This is a genomic window from Bradyrhizobium sp. Gha (assembly GCF_900113735.1).
In the GTDB taxonomy this organism is placed as follows: Bacteria; Pseudomonadota; Alphaproteobacteria; order Rhizobiales; family Xanthobacteraceae; genus Bradyrhizobium.
Genome location: NZ_FOQM01000004.1, coordinates 62220 through 82392, shown reverse-complemented (window position 1 = coordinate 82392; position 20173 = coordinate 62220). Strand labels below are relative to the sequence as shown.

Sequence of the window (20173 nt, the reverse complement as noted above, 5' to 3'; positions counted from 1 at the left end):
GTCGAATTTTATCGTGGATTCAATGCTCTGGGTCAAAATCCGGGCGGAAGAACGACAGGTGTGGGAGGATGATTGAGACGAGGCGTCCTTGTGCGAGGAGGCCAGCTGAGCGCGGAATACGGAACGGCGTCGAGCGACAGATTCGGATTGTAGTAGGGGTCCTCCAGCAAATGCTCGCCCCACTTGTTACGCAGGTTTCGCAGTTCGCGCTCAAAGCGCGACGCCTTATCGTCACGCTGATCCTTTCCGCGGCTTGCGGATTCATCATGATAAAGCCGTGCAAACGGCGTCCAGACGATGCGCTTTCCTTGAGCGCGCAGCTTCAGGCAGTAATCGACATCGTTGAAATTGACCGGAAAAAGCAATTCGTCGAGGCCGCCGGCGGCTAAATAATCGCTGCGACGGGTCAACAGGCAGGCAGCTGTGACGGAGCCGCACTCTCGGGCCACCTTCAGCATGTCGCCATATCCGGGATCGCTGACGAGCCTGTCATTGCCGATGTGTTGGGCCGCGAAGCTCGGGCCTAAGGCAACGCCTGCGTGCTGAATCATGCTGCTCGGCCACAGCAGCATGGCGCCGACGGCGCCGACATCAGCGTCTGCGAGCCTGCTCCTCATCTCACTGAGCCAGGTCGCCTCCATTGCCCGGACGTCATTGTTGAGCAAAAGAATGTCGTCGCTGCCGCAAGCCTCCACGGCGAGATTGTTGATGCGCGCAAAGTTGAAAGGGCCGGGAACGGCGAGCACCCCTGTGCCGCTGCGTTGAATGGTCTCCAGATACTCGAGCATGTCTGGATCGCTGCTATCGTTGTCGGCCACCAGCACCTTCGCCCGAGTGTCCGCCAGGGCCGGAGCGATGCTCGAAAGGCACGCTTGCAGGAGGTCCTTCCGGTTGCGCACCGGGATTATCACGGTGAGGGTGCGCAACGTCGACACTCTCGTGATGCGGGCCGCGGGCAACAATGCTCCGCGCTGGGCCTGAACGTCTGCTCGCATGCCGCGTGCCGACAGGTGAGCGAGGCTCGCTTTGGCCAGGAGACGGCTATGCGCAACAGTGTCGAGATTTGGCAAGCGCCCGAGCGGGGAGGGTAGGTGCAGAACCTGCAGCTTTCGCGAGGGATCTTGCTGGTCGAACTGACAATTGAACAGGCGATAAAGGCTCGTCGGCCGGGTCCGGAGCGCGGCCAGGACGGTGCTGCGGTCCATGGCAAAAAACTGCGCGCAGTAGCCTTGCTCCAACATCCGCTCGTAGTCGAAGCCGGGAAGGGCCAGCGGCCAGGGACGGCCGTCTTCACCTCCAACCTCCAGGTCGCAATAGGCGGTGTGGGCGTCGGGCTGCGAAGCAAATGCCGCCGCCAAGTCAGCCAGCGCGTGCTCCTTGAACAACGTGCCGGCTAACGCGAAGACGACAATCTCGGCTGCACTTCCGTCCTTGAGCAGAAAATCGCGCAACTCGTCGGGGTCAAAGGTTCCGCTTCCATCGAGCGGAGGAAGAGCGGCTGCGACCCAGTTGTCGTGCTGCTGATGTTCCAGACTGCTGAGCGAGACGTCTTCGTTGCCTCCGGCGATCAACACGACCGCTGCGGCGCGGACAACCCTGCCATCGTTTCGTTCGCCGAAGCCGGTGAACGGCCAGCGCAAACTCCAGTCCTCGTACGCCGTGAAGGGTGCCGATGCCGGAAGCAGACGATCGAGCATTCGACCGCGCAGCCGCTCGGATTCGACTTCACTGAAGTCGGCGAAAAATTGCTCTACCGCGTCCGGAAATGCGACGAATGTCAGTGGCGCAGCCGTCAACTGCACCTCGTCCTCGGTGATGAAGTGGACCCGCCGCACCCGGCCATCGGCGCAATCGGAGGGCAAATGGAGATCGAATGCTTTGACCAAGTTGGCATTCTCGATGCCGCCGACATGGCTGAAACCACTCGCGCGCCCCTCCGCAATGGTCTCGCCATCGACGACGGCCCGGACCACCGGCGATTCGGCCGGCGGACAGCGGACCCAGCCCCGAAAGCGCAAGCCGCCCAACCATTCGACCGCCCCCGGACCCCGGCTATCGACGGATCCTTTGGAGCCGCTGCCAAGATGAAGCGAGGTTCCCAGCGTTCCCGGCATGTTGGCGAGCCGAACCTCGGCGATCTGGTTTTCGCCGACCTGGTCAGGCGGCAAAACAAAGGAGAAGCCGTAGCAACCATCACCGATCAGTTCGGAAGCAAGCTCGGGAACGTAGGCCTCAGCACGGGCCAATCGAAGGGCAATGCCGTCAAGCAGGAGCTCAACGACAAATCGCCGGCTCAGATCGTTCGGATCGTAGATGAAGCCCGAAAAACCGGCCTCATCGGTGCGCTCAAATGCCAGGCACAGTTGTCCTTCACGGGCAGCTGGCACTGCGGTCGCATCGGGAGCCGTGGCGAGAGGCGGTCGGCGGAGCTTTACCATCGATCGTTGCTCCACTTGAGGACTGCCTCCGCCAAACCCGCGGCGGACAGCGCTGGATCAAGAGCGAGGTCCGATCGATGCGCATCCACCTCGCCTGACGACCAGTCGAAGAACGCAAGCGGCAGATCGAGATCATAGGCCGACAACATGAGCGGATGGCCAAACAACGGGGTACGCCGCCCCGCCAGGATTCCACCGATGCCGTGCAAGGTTGCAATGTCGTCCACTTCGTCTGAAGAAATGGCTCCCGTAACGGTCACATTGCCGAGCGCCATCAGCGCAAGATCGTCGAGCGTCTCGCCGAAGATCACGACCTCCAGGTCCGTACGGTGCCGGCGTAACTGCCTGACGGTCTCACACATGAAGGCAAACTCGGACGCGCCGTGGCCTGCGGGAAGCAAGCCAAGCGCCGCGCCTCTGCTCGCCAAAGAATGCGGCCTGCGAGCATCATGGACCAGCCGGATCTGTTTGGCGCGGTTTGGGGGCAGCAGACGTTTGACGAAGGCTTTGGCGAATGTGTCGGGCGCGAAGATGAGGCTATCACGGCTCAAAAGATCGAGCCCATTGCCGATCTCGCCCCCACATGCGCAATCCTTGCTCAGCAAAATCGCGCGGCAAATATCCCCCTTCTCGTCAATGCTGCCGCGCGGGCACCAGAAACTTGCATCCGCAACAAGAAGATCGAGCACAACGGGCCTATCGAGCAGATCGCGCAACATCGCCATTGGAGCACCGGCGGGATTCCGAAGCCAGCCGCCGGGATCCGCAAGCAGGATGCGTGAAGGGGCTACGACAGCAAGTGTATCTTCAAGAGCACGTTGAGAGGGAGAAAGCGAAAATTCGATCGATTGCGGAAAACTGCCTTCGGAATCACGCAGACACAAGCGGGTGCCACTCCGATCGAGCGTTGCGTGAAGGACTGGCTCGTCTCTTCCGAGAGCAAACTGCCTTGCGACTTCCAGCGTCGTGCCTGAGCTCGAGAGGATGACCTCCGCCCCCTTCCTCCGGGAGATCAGTTCCCGCTCGATAGCGCCGCGGCTTGGCCTCAGAGGATCCTGAGCTTTGAACGTTGCACTTTCGACGCGATAATTGGGAAAGCGAAGGCGGAGCCGTTCAAGATTGAGAACGACCAGCGCGCGCTTTTCGCCCTTGAACGACGCCGAGCCCGCATGTCCGACAAACACAGACGTCGCGCAGACATTGCGAAAGCCGTGCTGCCGAGCGCGCAGGCAAAGATCCACGTCTTCCAAATAACCGCGATGATAATGGTCAGACAGGCCTCCGACAGCGTCAAGACACGCACGGGTGATGTAGAGGCAAAAGCCGATGCCATCAGGCATGTCGACCACGCGACCTGCATTGACGCGCGCGGCGATCGCATCGAGCTGCTCGATCTCCTTGATCGACGGCAACGGATTGGCCGTAAAGGGCTGCGGCAGGCTCGTGGCTTCACCGTTGTTGGAGAACGGTGTCACCGTGCCGATGTCCGGGGCGGCCCAGGCTGCTTCGCTGAGCCGTCTTGCGAAGCCCTTCGGCACGACAGTATCTGAGTTGAGGAGGATTACATCGCCGGACGGAGTCTCCTCGAGCGCGCGGTTGACGGCGCCAATGAAGCCCAGATTATGCATGTTGCGCAGCAGTCGAAACTGAGATCCTGGCGGCGCCACGAAAGTATCGAGCAACGAGGCGATGCGCTTGTCGGGCGTGGCGTCGTCGACCAGGATCACGTCGATGGTGTCATCCGCGGGCAGCGCTCTCTTGAGGCTATTGAGGCATCGACGAGTCGCTTCGAAATCATCGTAGACCGGCACGATGATCGTGATCGCTGCAGCTCGCTTCTTTGGTCCTCGCACGAGCTTGCTCGTGGCCGGCGCCTTGGTTCGGAGACGGCCCCCGAGCGGGGGAGGATAGGTGCTTTCAGTGATGGTGTGGTTGCCAATCATCAGGCGCGCCACGCGACGCACAGCTGACGGCGGGAACTCTAAAGCGAAGCTTGCTGCATGCTCTGCGCGGCCTGCTAGCAGATGCTGGGGATCGCTTTCAACTGAATGATGAAAAACGTCGGCCCCGTCTTCGATCCGCAGGATCAGCTTGCCGCGACCTCGCCAGACAGCCCAGCCGGTCATGACCTCGCCGACCTGGTGGAGCGCACCGAGAGTGGTCTCGCCGGCAGTCTTCAATATCGTGAGCGCTTCTGCCAACACGTTCATGTCGCGATCGCGCCTGATCAGGCGACGTGCTGCGCCGGCACGTTGCTCTTGAGTACCCCACTGCAACAGGCGCCGGTTCGCGGCGAGGTCGTCTGGCGCAAGTTCCAGCGCTTTGATGATGTCCCTGAGCGCCGCGGCCTCAAAGTCGAGCCGGTATGCGATCTCGGCGCGCAACGTATAGTGACGAGCCTGCGCAACCGGGAGAGTCCGGCACCGCCGGTCGGCGAGCCGAAACGCGTCCTTCAACTCGCCGCGGGCAAGGCTTGCGACGGCTGATTTCTCCAGCGCAGCCGCGTGTTGCTCCGGATCGAAGAGTGCAGCAATTCTTTCGGGCAAAACGCCCATCGGCGCTAGCGCTTGCGCGCGGTCGCAGCCCGCCTGGGCCGTGCGACGCGGGCTTGAGTTGCAATCCCGTAGAAGTCCATCAGGCGCGGCAGGCAGACCGTCTCGAGATCGTATCGGCTTACGATGGTTTCGCGGGCCGCGCGACGCATGCCGGCAAAGCGCTTGGGGTTGGCAAGCGCCTCGATGACCCTCTCGGAGAGCTGCGCAATATCGAAGAACGGCACTAGGATGCCGTTGCTGCCATCGATGACCTCACGGAGCGGCGCGGTGTCCGAACCGATCACCAGGCATCCCGCGCTCATGGCTTCCAGAAGTGACCACGATAGGACGAAGGGATAGGTAAAATAAACATGAGCACTCGAGATCTGGAAAGCCTTGAGGAAGTCCTCGCGGTTGAGGTCCTCTGCGAAATGAATGCGGCTGGCGTCGACTTTGCCTTCGATCTCGCGGAAGAAGTAGGAGCGCCAGGTCTGTCCCTCCGGCGGCGAAAAGCCGTAAGCCGTGCCGGAACCGCCGACGATCAGGATCTGAGCCTTGGGCCGGGCCGCCATGATGGCCGGCAAGGATCTCAGGAAGCAATGGAAGCCGCGGAGCGGCTCATGGCTTCGGGTTGCGAAAGTGACGACTTCGTCTGCCTTGGTCAGGACCTTGCCCGAGCGCAGTGTTAACGCTGCGTCGTCGCGTGGGCGGATTGCCTCGGTATCGATCCCGTCATGGATGACCTCGATTCGGCTCTGGAAGACGTCTGGATAAGTGGCGCGTTGCCATAGCGTCGGAGACAGACCGGCATTGGCGTCGTCGAGGGCAAGAAGTGTCGCAGCGTTCTTCAGGTGAATCCGGACATGGCCGTCGACGCCCATGTCGGGGAACTCGGAGTCGAAGCCGACGTCCTGACCCTCTGAGCGGTAATAGAATTCGCAATAGGCGACGATGCGAGACTTGGGGAAGAGCGGGCGGAGCGGGAGCATTTCGCCCCAGCCGGGGTGGGCGACGACGAGGTCCGGATCGAAGCCCTGCTGTTTCAGATTGGAGGCGGAATAGAGCACCTGTTCGGCCCGGCGGCACTCCGCTTCAAAGCGTCGCGCAAAGGGGTGGGCGGCTGCCAGCTCGCCATCGGGGATCATGTACTTCTTCAAGGAGACGCCCGGCACGGCCCGCGCCGTCGGCGAACCGATCGATGCCATTTGAATGTCGTCCCGACCCGAAAGCGCGTTGCATAACGGGAAAAACTGGGCGGGAAAGTTATTATGAACAAACAGAATCTTCTGCATAGGTCCTTCGCGGCGGCATATGACAACCCGTCTTAGCACCGCAAATCGAGCCCTGCAGAGCCAACACAATTTAACGCTAAAATCGGTCCGTTTGCCAACGCCTGGTCTGCATGTTGCTTAGCCCACCTCGCCTTGGTTATGATGCGGTATATTTTCCCAGGGGGCTTCCATGACATCGACATCGCTGCAGAAATCGCTCGATCTGCAGAAGGGGCTGTTCCTCATTCGGTACGACTCGGCCGAAGATACAGCACAACCGCCCAAGGTCACCCTCTCGCTCGATCCCCAGAGCGCTCGAAACGTCGAATTCCTTCTTCCACCCGAGGTTGAGGAGCCGGTGCTGTGGTCGCCGGGCGCCAATGTCGTCGTTCGCGTGACCGCGCCAGCGCGCCTTCATCTTGAACTCAGTGCGCGGTCGGCTGGAGGTTCGCTCGGCGCCCGTATCCAATCAGCCGCCCTTTCGACCGACCCGCTTGGCCTTGCCGCTTTGGACGAGCCGCCGGTCGATTTTTCCGGCCTTCGGCTGCTCGGTCATTTGGCCGGTCGAGGTGATACGCTTGTCGGCCTCGGCGAGTGGCTGGGCGGACCCATGGCGCCAACCCGGATCGAGGGGGTTGGGATCGATTGGGCTGGGCGGCCACACAACTTTGGCCTGCGGCACGCAGTTCGTTTGGGTGGCCCTGGGGAACCCAGGGCTACCGAGTTTGTAGAGGCTGGCGGGTATTCGGGAAGCCGGGGACGAGCGCTGCCGCTCACCGCGGCTACCTTTGAGGTCTTCGGGGCCGCCGCTCAGCACTATGAGATCACGGCCGACGCGATCTTTCTTGGTTCCCCCCAAATGAAAGTCACCGGTCAGCGTGTCGTGGTATCCGGCCCGACTGGCCGCGAACCCCTGGTAGGGCTGCGCTTGCAGATTGTATCGACAAAGGCGCCTTCGTTGTCACAACCCGCATTGCCGCGGACGGCTTCTGGCAAATCCCGCAGCTCGGCAGCAAAGGCTGCTTCAGGCCCTGGCGCGGCCGAGCCGCCGGCGAAGGAGCCGATCCGAAGCGGAAGCGGCCGGGTTCGCGTCTTTCGGAGCCGTGCGGCAGCGAAGGGGTAGGACAATTTTTGCGGCTGCATTCGGCGATAGGCATGGGTTCATGGCCGGTTTGATATCTGCCTCGGAGGCAGCCAGGAACATCCCGTCTCTTTCTCGTCGGTGTTTTTGCAAAGCGCACCCAACGGTTTATAAAGTGGTCCTCGAACCGCCGAGGCTGTGCGGCCTCCAGCGCCTTGCAGCCGCCAGGGGATTAAGCGCGGTGCCAGCTGGATTCTGCATCTAAGGTTGTGGTGCCTCACACCCTTCGCGCGGCCTTCTTTACCAAATACCCTTAGATTTCAGCGTGTTGTCAAATTTGCTGCGGTTGCGAAATTTGAGTGGTATAATGCTCTCCTAGGAGTCCGCCTGCGGCGGAATGTCAAGAAAATACCTTTGAGGCGGATATGAGCGTTGAACTATCGGTTTACAACGATGACGTACGCGAGTCAGCGGTTGCAACCGGTCTCGAATGCTTGGTTATCGTTGCGCGGCAGCACGGGCTCCACCTGACCGCGTCCCAACTCATCCATGACAACGTGCTTGGCGGCAGCGAGGTCACGACCGCCGAGATCGTCAAATGCGCCAACAATTCCGGGATGCGGGCGAAGGTCGTGCAACTCGACTGGGAGGGGCTCGGTCATTTGAAGAAGGCGCTGCCCGCCATCGTCAGCCTCAAAGACGGTGCGAGGATGGTGCTGCTGCGCCTCGAGGGCGACGTGAACAATCCGCGCGTCGTGCTACGCGATCCCAGTGTCGACGAAGACGCCCTTCTGGTGATTGACCGCGTCCGCTTCCAGGATGTCTGGACCGGTGAGGTCATTCTTGCCAAGCGGGACTACGACATATCGGACGAGACCCAGCCCTTCAGCTTCGGATTTATCACGGCGCTGATCTTCCGCGAAAGGCGCATGGTCCGCGACGTCGCGGTGGCGGCGCTGGTGCTTGGCCTGCTCGCGCTGGCGCCGATCATGTTCTGGCGGCTCCTGTCGGACAAGGTCATCTACTACAAGGCGTTCAACACGTTCTACGTGCTGTGTCTGGCCATGGTGGTGATCATCGCGTTCGAGACGATGTTCTTCTTCCTGCGCCAATATCTGGTGCACACGCTGACCACCCGGCTCGACGTCAAGCTCTCGACCTATGTCTTCGACAAGGTGCTGAGCCTGCCGATCGACTATTTCGAGCGCAACCAGATCGGCCTGATCGCGCGCGACATGCGCGAGATCTTCCGGGTGCGGACCTTTTTGGTTGGCCAGTTGTTCGGTACCATCCTGGATTCGGCGACGCTGATCTTCTTCCTGCCGGTGATGTTTTTCTTCAGCCCGCTGTTGACCTTCATGGTGCTCGGGGTCGCTGGCCTGATCCTGGCGTGGTTGTTGCTCATGCTGCCGAACTACCGCAAGAAATCCGGTGCGGTGATGGCTGCGGAAGGCGCTCAGGGCGCATTCATGGTGCAGAATCTCAGCGGTATCCGCACGGTGAAGTCGCTTGCGCTGGATGCCCGGCAGAAGCACATGTGGGACGTCCACGTCGCGCGCGTCGCCAAGGCGCGGCTTGCAGAAGGTCTGGCCGGCGTGACGATCCAGGCTGTCGTCAAGCCCCTGGAGCGGCTGGCGGTGAGCGGACCCTATGCCGTCGGAGTCTACCTTGCCATCACGACCAACGATCCGGTCTATATCGGCGCCTTGTTCGCGTTCCTGATGCTGTCACAGCGGGTCGCCGCCCCCTTGATGCAGATGGCACAACTGGTCAATCAGCTCGACGAGGCGCGGACGGCGGTGAATCTGGTGGGCAATCTGGTCAACCAGGCTCCAGAGGAAGGTCGCACCGGACACGGCGTGCAGCTTCCGTTGAAGGGGCATGTCGAGTTCTCGGGCGTCACCTTCAAGTACAAGGGCGCGGTGTCGCCGGCGCTGAACAACATCTCGTTCGAGATCCCGCAAGGGACGACGCTCGGCGTGATGGGCAAGAGCGGCTCGGGAAAGACCACGATCACGCGGCTGCTGCAGCGGCTGCACTCCGATTACGGCGGGCTGATCAAGATCGACGGAATCGACGTGCGCGAATACGACGTTGACCATCTGCGGCGCAGCATCGGCGTCGTGCTGCAGGAGAACTTCCTGTTCACCGGCACGATCCGCGAGAACATTGCGGCGGCCAAGCCCGATGCGACCTTCGACGAGGTGGTGCGCGCGGCGCGTCTCGCCGGCGCCGAGGAGTTCATCGACAAGCTGCCACGCGGTTACGAGACTTACATCTACGAAGGTTCGCCGAACCTCTCGGGCGGTCAGCGGCAGCGCCTCGCGATCGCGCGCGCACTGATCGTCGATCCGCCGATCCTGATCCTGGACGAGGCGACCAGCGCGCTCGACGCCGAGAGCGAGGCGATCGTGAATGCCAACATCTCGCGGATTGCCCATGGACGCACCATGATCGTGATCTCGCACCGGCTGTCCTCGCTGGTCGATTGCGATGCCATCCTGGTGCTGAACCGCGGCACGGTGGACGACATCGGCCGCCACGAGGAGCTGCTCGCCCGCAACGACATCTATTCCAGCCTCTGGCACCAGCAGAACAACCACGCCATGCAGGCGCGCCGTCCGCGCGCCGCTTCGGGAGGGCCGACCCTTGTCTCGTAACGCCCAGGCGCTCTCCACCGTCCGCCAGTTCCAGTCCGAGACCGACGCCATACGCGAGGCGCCGGAGCCGATCCTGGTGCGCATCACGCTCTGGGTGCTGGTCGCCTTCCTGGTTTCGCTGATCGCGATCATGTTCCTGACCCGGCTCGACCGCGTCGTCTCCAGCGTCGGCGGCAAGATCGTGCCGCTGGATTCCATCAACGTGCTGCAGGCGCTTGATCCCTCCATCATCAAGACCATCGATGTCCGCGAGGGCGAGCAGGTGCGGGCGGGACAATTGCTCGCGACGCTGGACTCCACCTTCGCGTCTGCCGATGTGACGCAGTACAAGCAGCAGGTCGCGAGCCTGGAGGCGCAGGTGTTGCGTGACAAGGCCGAACTCGACGGCACGCCTCTGTCGTTCCCCGATCGCGGCGACAAGGAATTCAAGAACTACGCGGCGCTTCAAACGGCGCTGTACGGCCAGCGCAAGGCCCAATATGCCGCCCAGGTCACCAGCTTTGATTCCAAGATCAGCCAGACCGAGGCGACCATTCAAAAGCTGCAGAAGGACGACGAGCGCTATGCCCAGCGCGACGATGTCCTTCAGAAGATCGAGTCCATGCGGTCGACGCTGGCGGACAGCGGGAGCGGCTCGAAGCTCAACCTGTACATCTCGCAGGACGCCCGGCTCGAACTCTTGCGCACGATGGACAACACCCACAACAGCCTGCTCGAGGCGCAACATCAGCTCGATTCACTCAAAGCCGACCGGAAGGCGTTCATCGAGCAGTGGAACGCCCAGCTCAGCCAGGACCTCGTCACCACGCAGAACACGCTGGACGCAGCGAACGCATCCTACGAGAAGGCGGTCAAGCATCAGGATCTGGTGCGGTTGACCGCGGATGAGCCGTCGGTGGTGTTGACGCTTGCCAAGCTCTCGGTCGGCTCGGTGCTGAAGCAGGGCGATCCCTTCATCACCCTGATGCCGCTGAGGACCCGGCTCGATGCCGAGATCAAGATCGCCTCGCGCGACGTTGGTTTCGTGCGGCCGGGCGATCGCTGCACGCTGAAGATCGACGCCTTCAACTTCGCAGAACACGGCACCGCCGAGGGCAAGATCCGCTGGATCAGCGAGGGCGCCTTCACGGTGGACGACAATGGCCAGCCGGCTGACTCCTATTACAAGGCGCGCTGCTCGGTCGACCGCACCGAATTCCGCGATGTGCCGGCGGGCTTCCGCCTGATCCCGGGCATGACGCTCACCGGCGATGTCCATGTCGGCACACGTTCGGTAGCGATGTATGTGATCGGCGACATGCTGAGAGGGCTCGGCCAGGCCATGCGCGAGGCGCAGTGACCATGGCCGCTCACCTGCGTATGCCGACGTTGCTGCGTCGCCTGCGCCCGCGTGCCGTGCTCGGCCCCGCGGCGCTGGTTCAACGCGGCGCAGCCGCGCATGCTCGCGGCGCGTTCATGGAAGCGTTCGAGCACTGGCACTACGCCGCCGAGCGCGGTTCGGCGGATGCGGCTTTCCGTATTGGGGAGTTGTACCGAAACGGGCAGGGCGTTTCCCGCGTCTTCCCCGAGGCGGTGGCTTGGTATGAGCAGGCGGCGGAGGCCGGCCACACCGCGGCCCAGATCATTTTGGGGCGTCTCCTGCTTGAAGGCATCGCGGCACCGATCGGGCCGGATGCGCCCGAGGTCTGGCGGCGGGCGGCCCAGGAAAAAGCCAAGGCTCGGAGTGCGGAGGTCGGTGAATCCTCCACCGCCCGCGTCATCTTCCCGCGCGGCCTCGCGGTGGAGAGGCAGCCGGAGCGCGCCTTCGCCTATCTCGAGCGTGCCGCGCAATCCGGCGATGCCGAGGCGCAGGCGCTGCTCGGCGAGCTTCTACGCCATGGGCGCGGCTGTACGCAGGATCATGGCGCGGCGCGCGAATGGTACGAGAAGGCGGCCGCGCAGGGCTCGGCCGCTGGTGAGTTCGGCCTCGGCGACATCCATTTTCAGGGCCTCGGCGTGCCCAAGGACGCCGAGACCGCCGCGGCCTGGTATCGCAAGGCGGTTGCAAAGGACCATGTCCGCGCCAAGGTGGCGCTGGCCTACCTGCATCTGAACGGTGACGGCGTTGCCAAGGACGTGACCGAGGCCGCGCGCCTGTTCGCGGATGCCGCCCGTCACGACGACGTCACGGCGCATTTCAACATCGGCCAGCTCTATCTGCGCGGCGAGGGCGTGCCGCGCTCGGTGGACAAGGCCGAGACGGCGCTGCGCAAGGCTGCGCGTCGTGGTCATCTGCCTGCGATCCAGGCGCTCGGCGAGTTCTATTCCAAGGGCGTCGGCACCGAGCCCGACCTGCGCGAGGCCGCCTATTGGTATCTCCAGGCCGCCGAGCGTGCCGACGTGCAGGCGCAGTTCTTCACCGGCCGTTTCTATGCCACCGGCCAGGGCCATGCGCCGAGCCTGCGCGAGGCCGGCAAATGGTTCCTGAAGGCGGCCGAGAACGGTCACGCCGCCGCCGCCTACAACGCTGCCGTATTCCATCTCAAGGGCACCGGCCTGAAGCAGGACATCGCCGCCGCGCTGAAATGGTTCGAGTTCGCGGCCAATGCCGGCGTTCCCGCCGCGCAGGTCCAGCTTGGCCATCTCTATTCCGCCGGCACCGGCGTCGATCGCGACCATGCCCGTGCCGAGGAATGGCTCAAGAAGGCCGCAGCCGGCGGCGATGCCGAGGCGAGCCTTGCCTATGCGATGTTCATGCTGCAATCGGGCCAGGATGAGTCCGCGCGCGGGCGCGCCGCCGAGCTGCTGGAGCGTGCCTCCGCCAGTGGCCATGCCGGCGCGACCCTCCAGCTCGCGCAGCTGCGCGCCGGCCGCTTCGGCGGCGCGGCCGACTGGCCGGAGGCGGCGCGGCTCTACGCGCGTGCGGCCGAGGCGGGCCTCGTCGACGCCATGCTGGCGCTCGGCGGCGCCCATCTCGATGCATCGACGGGCCTTGCCGACCCCGGGCGCGCCGCGTTCTGGTTCGAGAAGGCGGCCCAGGCCGGTCAGCCGCTCGCCCAATTCCAGCTCGGCGTGATGTATTGCACCGGCAACGGCGTGGAGCAGGACCTCGCCCGCGGGGTTGCCTGGTACGAGGCCGCCGCGCGACAGGGCCACGCCATCGGCCAGTACAATCTCGCCGTGATGCTCGCCAAGGGGCAGGGCGTTGATGCCGATCCGCAAAAGGCGTTCGAGTGGTTTTTGCAGGCCGCGGAGCAGGGGCTTGCAGCGGCGCAGGTCTCGGTGGGTGATGCGTTGATGACGGCGGCGGGAACGGCGCGCGATGCCGCCGCGGCGGAAGGCTGGTATCGCAGGGCTGCGGAGCAGGGGAATGAAATTGCGAAACAGAGATTGTCGACACTGGCGCAGGCAGGCGGCGAAGCCGCTCATGCGAAAGTCTAGTTTCGGCGTGCCGCTTCCTTTGCGAAGCCGTGGCCCGAATTATGAGCTCACCGACGCGAGTTCGGGCAACTCAAAGCCGCTTTGTGAGCAGGATTAACGCTCCCTTTCATATCCGTGACAGCAACCTTGCATTACGGTGGGCTTCGCGGAATAAACCCATAAACGACCTGTGATTGTGTGAAAATGGCTGACTTCCTGTCAAAACTTGCTCGGGACGCTGGACAAAAAGAGCCCAGAAAGACAGCCGCAGCGAATGGCCGTTCACAGGCGAAGATCGCCGTGAAGACGGAGAAGCACGACGACGGCGTGAAGGAGTCCTCCGCCGTCGTGGAAGCTCCCGCTCCGAAACCGGCGGAAGATCTTTCCGCCATCAGGCGCTATCTCGAAGGCCTCGGCTTGTTCGACGAGGTGTTCTACGGACAGACTTATCCCGACGTCATCGCGGGCGGCGCGCAACCGTTCGAACACTTCTTCCTCTACGGCTACAAGGAAGGTCGCAAGCCCAATCCGATCTTCGATCCCATGTGGTACGTTGCGACCTATCCTGATGTTCAGGACGGCGACGTTCAGCCCCTGTTGCATTATGCGCGGCATGGCGAACCCGAGGGTCGCAGGCCCAGCGCGTACTTCCAGCCGGCCTGGTATCGCGAGAAGTATGCCATTCCCGCGGACGAGAGCCCGCTTGCTCATTATCTCAAGAACCGGCTCGGTCCCTTCGGTCCCATTCCGGAATTCGATGCGGCTTATTATCTCGACACCTACAAGGATGTCGCGGCGGCCGGGGTTGATCCGTTCGAGCACTTCATCTTCCACGGCTACAAGGAGGGACGTAATCCCTCCGCCGAGTTCGACACGAAGTTCTACATCCAGCGCTATTTCAAGGGAAAAACCGACCAGAATCCGCTGCTGCATTATCTCGAGCACCGGCATGAGGAAGGTATTTATCCCTCGCCGCCGGAAAACGAGGCGACGATTCCGGCCGAGATCAAGCGCTTCACCAAGCCGAGTCCGCTGTTCGAGGAGTTGCGCCCGCTGCCTGCCGGCACGAAGCCGCGCGCCAAAGTGCTGGCCTATTACCTCACCCAATTCCATGCCTTCCCCGAGAACGACAAATGGTGGGGCACGGGCTTCACGGAATGGACGAACATTACGCGAGGTGTGCCGCGCTTCAAGGATCACTACCAGCCGCGCGTGCCGCGGGACCTCGGTTTCTATTCATTGCTCGATATCGAGGTGATGCGACAGCAGGTGAAGCTCGCGCTGGCGGCCGGTATTCACGGCTTCGTCTATTACTACTACTGGTTCAACGGAAAGCGCCTGATGGAGCGCCCGTTGGAGCAGTTCCTGAAGGCGCGCGACATCAAGATGCCGTTCTGCCTGATGTGGGCCAACGAGAATTGGACCCGGCGCTGGGACGGCATGGAGAGCGAAGTCCTGATCTCGCAGGATTATCTCGGTGAGGACGACGAGCGTCTGCTTGCCGATTTCTGCCGTCACTTCAAGGATCCGCGCTATATTCGCGTGCAGGGCCGTCCGCTCCTGATGATCTACCGCCCGCGTCTCATCCCGGACACGGCGAAAGTGATCGCGCGATGGCGCGCCATCTTCGCGAAGAAGTTTCGCGAAGATCCCATCATCATCATGAGCCAGAGCTTCGATGATTTCGATCCGACCGTGATGGGTCTCGACGGCGCGATCGAGTTTCCGCCGCACAAGATCACCAAATACACGCCGCTGGTGACGTCCGAAGCGAAGATCCTGGACGATACGTTTTCGGGACAGATCTACAGCTATGACCACGTCGTGAAATATTCGCTCGACGAGAGCAGGCCGAATTTTCCATTGATCAAGACCGCCGTTCCGAGCTGGGACAACGACGCGCGCCGGCAAGGCACCGGCCTCGTCATCCAGGGATCGACGCCGCAGAAGTACGAAGCGTGGTTGTCGGCCCTGGTCGAGGGCGCGCAGCGTCACACGTTCTTCGGCGAATCGTTCGTCTGCGTCAATGCGTGGAACGAATGGTGCGAGGGTGCGTATCTCGAGCCCGATCTGCATTTCGGCTCGGCCTATCTGAATGCGACGGCGCGGGCCGCGACGGGCCTGACCCGCGATCTGTCGTCACCCAAGGTTCTGCTGATCGGGCACGACGCGTTCCCGAGCGGCGCGCAGCATCTGCTGCTCAACATCGGCAAGACCCTGCGCAGCGCCTTCAACATCGAGACCGAATACCTCCTCCTCTCCGGAGGTGTGATGGAGCCCGACTATCGCGCCTCCGGACCGCTGACCGTGCTCGGCAAGCTGTCCGATCTTCCTTCCGCCCTCCAGCACTTCAAGGACAAGGGCTTTACTGCGGCGATCGTCAACACGACGGCGAGCGGCCGCGCCGTGAAGCTGGCAACCCAGATGGGGTTCCGCGCCATTTCGCTGGTGCACGAGCTGCCTCGGATCCTCCGCGAAAAGAACCTCGAGGACGACGCGCGCATGGCGGTCAGCGAGGCGAAGCACGTCGTGTTCGCCTCCGATTTCGTTCGCGACAAGCTCGTCGAAATGCTCGAGCTGGATCCGGCCGACGAGCGTTTCCTGATCCGGCCGCAGGGCAGCTACAAGCAGATTGCGCCGGCGCCTGAAGAGGCGGCTGCGATCCGCAAGGAGTTCGGCCTCGTTCCCGGTGACAAGATGGTGCTCGGCGTCGGCTATGCCGATCTGCGCAAGGGTATTGATCTCTTCCTCCAGGCCTGGAGCGCGATCCGGCAGGATCATCCGCACGTCCATTTCTGTTGGGCGGGCGGCATCGATCCCGCACTCCGGGAATGGTTGGGGCCGGAGCTGGAACGCGCCAAGGCGACGGGACGTTTTCATTTCGCCGGCTATCGTTCGGACATGCAGGGGCTTTACTCGGCCTCCGACGTCTACGCGCTGACGTCCCGCGAGGATCCGTTCCCGACCGTGGCGCTGGAAGCCCTGAGCGTCGGGGTGCCCGTGGTCGCCTTCGCCGACTCCGGCGGCATTCCGGGCTTTCTGCTGAAGGAGAAGGTGGGGCGGGTCGTGCCATATTGCGACGTGCCGGCGATGGCGGACGCCATCGTCGAGTTCCTGCAGTGGCCGCCGTCGGAGGCCGAGCGGCGCCGGATGTTGGCCATCATCGAGGACAATTTCAACTTCCCGGACTACGTGCGCGACCTCCTGCGCGTTGCCGTGCCGGCGTTGCCGTCCATTTCGGTCGCTGTCCCGAACTACAATTACGCGCACTGCCTGCCCGAGCGGCTCTACACCATCTTCGACCAGAACCATCCGGTCGAGGAAGTCATCGTGCTCGACGACTGTTCCAAGGACGACAGCATCTCCGTCATCATGAAGGTGGCGGAGGAGCGCCAGCGTGATCTCACGCTTGTCGTCAACGAGGAGAATTCCGGCTCGGTGTTCGCGCAATGGACCAAGGCGGCCGAGATGGCCAGGGGCGAATTCCTGTGGATCGCCGAAGCCGACGATCTCTCCGAGCCGACCTTCCTGTCGAGCCTCCTGGCGCAGATGAAGACCGACCCGAACATCGCCTTCGGCTTTACCGATTCCAAGTCGATCGACGCCGAGGGCCAGCACGTCTATGAGAGCTACAAGCCCTATTACGCCAGCATCGAGCCCGGCGCGCTGTCGAAGACCGAGGTGTTTGCGGGCCGCGAGTTCGTCGCCCGTTTCCTCGGCGTGAAGAACACCATCCTCAACGTCTCGTCCGTGCTGTGGCGCCGTGAGGCGCTGCTACATGCGCTGGCTGCCTGCCGGAAGGATCTGAAGGACTTGCGGATGGCCGGCGATTGGCGCATCTATCTGGAATGCCTGGCCGTGCCCGGCGCCAGGATCGCCTATGTCGCCGACCCCCTCAACGTCCATCGTCGCCATGCCGCCAGCGTCACGCACTCGCTGAAGGCGCAGAAGCACGTCGAGGAAATCGAGAGCATGCACCGCGTCGCGCGGGAGCGGTTTGAATTTTCAGGTCCGGAGATAAAGTCTCAGGCCACTTATCTCGAGGAGGTGTCGGCGCAACTCCTCGGACCGCCAGCAGACGCAGAGCCACCAAAGAAGCCGAGCAAAGCGGGCGCACGCGCCAGTTAAGATCGTACCTCTCAGTCAAAAACATAACGCATTTCGGGGGCAATATGTTCGTACCTTCCGCTGAATCTTTGATGAGCGCGCTGAACAGCAACAAGTCGGTGCTTGACGGAAATGGTCAGGTTAAAATACCTGCCAGGCTCCTGAAGATGCTGCTGCAGATTGCGCTGTCGGCTGCCGAGTTCGACGAAGATTCCTATCTACGCGAAAATGCGGACGTCGCCAAAGCCATCGCTCGCGGAGAAGTCGAGAGTGCGCGCCTCCACTATATCGGTTTCGGGTACTTTGAGGGGCGGCGTGGAGGCGGTCCTTCTGTCGATAACGATTGGTATCTCAGCCAGTACCCCGATGTTGCTGCTGCGGTACGTGAGGGCAAGATCAAGTCTGCCGAGACCCATTTCCATGCAATTGGCGGCGGAGAAGGCCGGTGCCCGGCTCCGGAGTATGAAGGCGACGCCGCGCAGTGGAAGTCGGCCATTAAAGGGACTTAGCTGTGGGACGTTTGCTGAGAACGATGCTTTCTGATGATGATCACCGGGCCGCGGTGGGAATAAAGCTGGTAAGATCCGGTTTTAGATTGAAGGTGGCCGGAGGAGACCTGTGAATATTTTCCTGCTCGGAGCGACGCCCAGCATTTCCGCGGAGCCTGGAGAGGACCCGATCTCCAAGCTCGCGAAAACGGGCGGCAATACGGGAAACCAGCTGATAGCGCACGGGCTGCTGAGTCAGATCGCATATAACGATATCTCGTGGGACTATCGTGTCGACCCGAAGGAGGTGCACGAGCGCTATGACATGATCGTCATTGCCGCCGCCAATTTCCTGTTTCCGAAGTTCGACTTTGGCGGGATGGCTGACTACATCGAGCGTGCCGATTTGCCCGTGGCCATCGTTGGTCTTGGTGCGCAATCGAACAATTACGACCCCAATATCGAGCTAATGCCAGGGACCGAAAGGTTCGTGAAAGTGATTGCCGAGCGTGCAGTCAGCATCGGAGTGCGGGGACCATACACCAAGGATGTCCTGGCCCATCGCGGTGTTCACAATGTGACTGTGACCGGCTGTCCATCCTACTACATGAGCGGGCCAAGAGGCCCTCAGATCGTCAGGCGGCCCTTCGAAGAGTTGAGGCGCATATCAGTAAATGCGTCGCGCGACGTCATTGGTCATGCCTTCGACAAAGAAACAATGCGGCGTGTTGTATTGGATATCTACAAGCTAGGCGCGACTTGGAAGGCTGACTTCATTGCGCAAAGCGAGCTAGCGGAGATTAGAGTTGCAGAGGATCGTGCAGGTATCGGCATCGGCGAATCACTGAATACGATCGTCGGATTTATGCGCGACGTTGTTCCTGATGATGAGGCGTGTGATTGGGCGAAGGCCCATATGCGAGTGTTTTTCGATGTCGACGAATGGCTCAAGGAGATTGAAGCCTTCGATTTCGTTTTCGGTACTCGGTTCCACGGTTGCATGATCGCTCTGCAGCGCGGTGTACCTGCGCTGGTTGTCTGTCATGATACGAGGACAGAGGACATGTGCCGATTTCTTGGAGTCCCTTGGGTTTCTATATTGAATGTCGAACAAATCGATGTGGCTACTCTCTATTCAAAGATTGATCCGGTTGCCATCCTAGACCGCTATGGCGAACTGTGGCCCTCTTACGTCGAGTTCCTTGGGAGCAATGGACTCCGAATCAAGGACGCGGAAATTTGACGGGCGAATAAGGTCCTCTCGGATTTGCGCTTCTAAAGATTATGCGGGGGGCCACATCCTCGTGATCAATGCGTCCATCAGTCCCAGGTCGTGTACAGATGAAAATTGCTGCAGTTACTATGGTTTACAACGAGCCAGAATATCTCCCCATCTGGTTCAAATACTACTCGTCTCAAATTGGTGCGGACAACTGTTTCGTCGTCGATCACGGATCCGATGATCAATCAGTTCGGCTCCTCTCTCATCCAAGTACGTTCTATTTGCCCCGTACTCCTCAAGACGAAATCAAGCGCGTCGATAGCATGTCGAGGCTCGCCGGATTGCTGCTGAATTACTACGATGTTGTCATTTACACAGATGTTGATGAGATAGTTGTTCCAAGTCCGACCAAATATGCTGGATTACTTGACTTCTGTTCGAAGACTGAGGTGAAAACCGTTACGGCCGTGGGACTGAACGTGCATCAGGTACTCGGCGACGAAGATATGCTCGATTTGGCAAGGCCTGTAACCCAACAACGGCATTGGGTGCGCTTTGTTTCGCCAATGTGTAAGCCCCTTATCACGAGTACACCCATCAAGTGGGGGAGGGGATTTCATACTTGCGATCAGCCTACGAATTTCGCCGATGTATATTTGTTTCATCTCCGCTATTTTGATTTGGCTATCGGCTTGCGCCGCTTGAACCAAACGCGGGAGTTGGCGAGGGCAACATCACGGGATGAGAGCGCTGCCGCTCACCAGCGTATCGCAGACTCCGATTTTACAAACTTGATGAGGGCCGCGTCGGAGATGCCGAAGTTGATCCCTGAGCGGTTCTCTATAGGTGACATGCCGATCAGGCCCCTATTGGAGCAAATGTCCAACGCGAGCGTGGGTGCTGATATTCGAAGCGACGCGCTGTGGCGCATTCCTCGGGAGTTCGAGGGAATTTTCTAAAGTCTGTATTTTGC

At 61.5% G+C, this 20173-nt stretch carries 11 protein-coding genes; 8 read left to right on the top strand and 3 right to left on the bottom strand.

Features of this window, described 5'->3' with window-relative positions; translation table 11 throughout:
- Positions 1-32: 32 nt before the first annotated feature.
- The 3 genes from BM222_RS08420 to BM222_RS08410 form a co-directional block, all read right to left on the bottom strand.
- Entirely contained in the window at positions 33-2438 is a 2406-nt protein-coding gene (locus BM222_RS08420; RefSeq protein ID WP_092227829.1) for a glycosyltransferase family 2 protein, read from the bottom strand.
- Entirely contained in the window at positions 2432-4894 is a 2463-nt protein-coding gene (locus BM222_RS08415; protein WP_177243086.1) for a glycosyltransferase family 2 protein, read from the bottom strand. The genes BM222_RS08420 and BM222_RS08415 overlap by 7 nt, the downstream gene beginning before the upstream one ends.
- 104 nt (positions 4895-4998) lie before the next feature.
- Positions 4999-6177 (bottom strand): glycosyltransferase, encoded by a 1179-nt coding sequence (locus BM222_RS08410; RefSeq protein ID WP_244547050.1) that lies wholly within the window; start codon positions 6175-6177, stop codon positions 4999-5001.
- A 256-nt stretch (positions 6178-6433) separates the two neighbouring features.
- Between BM222_RS08410 and BM222_RS08405 the strand changes: the two genes are divergently transcribed.
- The 8 genes from BM222_RS08405 (at position 6434) to BM222_RS08370 (ending at position 20159) form a co-directional block, all read left to right on the top strand.
- A complete protein-coding gene (locus BM222_RS08405) occupies positions 6434-7366 on the top strand; it encodes a hypothetical protein (protein WP_092227826.1) in 933 nt (310 codons plus the stop codon).
- Between the two features lie 383 nt (positions 7367-7749).
- Positions 7750-9984 carry a peptidase domain-containing ABC transporter gene (locus tag BM222_RS08400; RefSeq protein WP_092227825.1) on the top strand — a complete coding sequence of 745 codons (2235 nt, stop codon included), beginning with the start codon at positions 7750-7752 and terminating at the stop codon, positions 9982-9984.
- Positions 9974-11323, top strand: coding sequence for an HlyD family type I secretion periplasmic adaptor subunit (locus BM222_RS08395; RefSeq protein ID WP_092227824.1), 1350 nt, complete (start codon positions 9974-9976; stop codon positions 11321-11323). The genes BM222_RS08400 and BM222_RS08395 overlap by 11 nt, the downstream gene beginning before the upstream one ends.
- Positions 11324-11325: 2 nt before the next feature.
- Positions 11326-13404 (top strand): tetratricopeptide repeat protein, encoded by a 2079-nt coding sequence (locus tag BM222_RS08390; RefSeq protein WP_244547049.1) that lies wholly within the window; start codon positions 11326-11328, stop codon positions 13402-13404.
- Positions 13405-13683: 279 nt separating this feature from the next.
- Complete coding sequence (locus BM222_RS08385) at positions 13684-17511, top strand: glycoside hydrolase family 99-like domain-containing protein (protein ID WP_244547048.1); 3828 nt, start codon at positions 13684-13686, stop codon at positions 17509-17511.
- 71 nt (positions 17512-17582) lie between these two features.
- On the top strand, positions 17583-17999 hold the full coding sequence (locus BM222_RS08380; protein WP_244547047.1) for a hypothetical protein: 417 nt from the start codon (positions 17583-17585) through the stop codon (positions 17997-17999).
- 109 nt (positions 18000-18108) lie between these two features.
- A complete protein-coding gene (locus BM222_RS08375; RefSeq protein ID WP_177243085.1) occupies positions 18109-19221 on the top strand; it encodes a polysaccharide pyruvyl transferase family protein in 1113 nt (370 codons plus the stop codon).
- Between the two features lie 98 nt (positions 19222-19319).
- Positions 19320-20159, top strand: coding sequence for a glycosyltransferase family 2 protein (locus tag BM222_RS08370; RefSeq protein WP_177243084.1), 840 nt, complete (start codon positions 19320-19322; stop codon positions 20157-20159).
- Positions 20160-20173: the final 14 nt, after the last annotated feature.

Bases quoted from the DNA above. Each gene is read 5' to 3' on its own strand.
- BM222_RS08420 (WP_092227829.1), bottom strand. From the start codon at position 2,438: ATGGTAAAGCTCCGCCGACCGCCTCTCGCCACGGCTCCCGATGCGACC.
- BM222_RS08370 (WP_177243084.1), top strand. From the start codon at position 19,320: ATGAAAATTGCTGCAGTTACTATGGTTTACAACGAGCCAGAATATCTC.
- BM222_RS08410 (WP_244547050.1), bottom strand. From the start codon at position 6,177: ATGGCATCGATCGGTTCGCCGACGGCGCGGGCCGTGCCGGGCGTCTCC.
- BM222_RS08390 (WP_244547049.1), top strand. From the start codon at position 11,326: ATGGCCGCTCACCTGCGTATGCCGACGTTGCTGCGTCGCCTGCGCCCG.
- BM222_RS08380 (WP_244547047.1), top strand. From the start codon at position 17,583: ATGAGCGCGCTGAACAGCAACAAGTCGGTGCTTGACGGAAATGGTCAG.
- BM222_RS08405 (WP_092227826.1), top strand. From the start codon at position 6,434: ATGACATCGACATCGCTGCAGAAATCGCTCGATCTGCAGAAGGGGCTG.
- BM222_RS08400 (WP_092227825.1), top strand. From the start codon at position 7,750: ATGAGCGTTGAACTATCGGTTTACAACGATGACGTACGCGAGTCAGCG.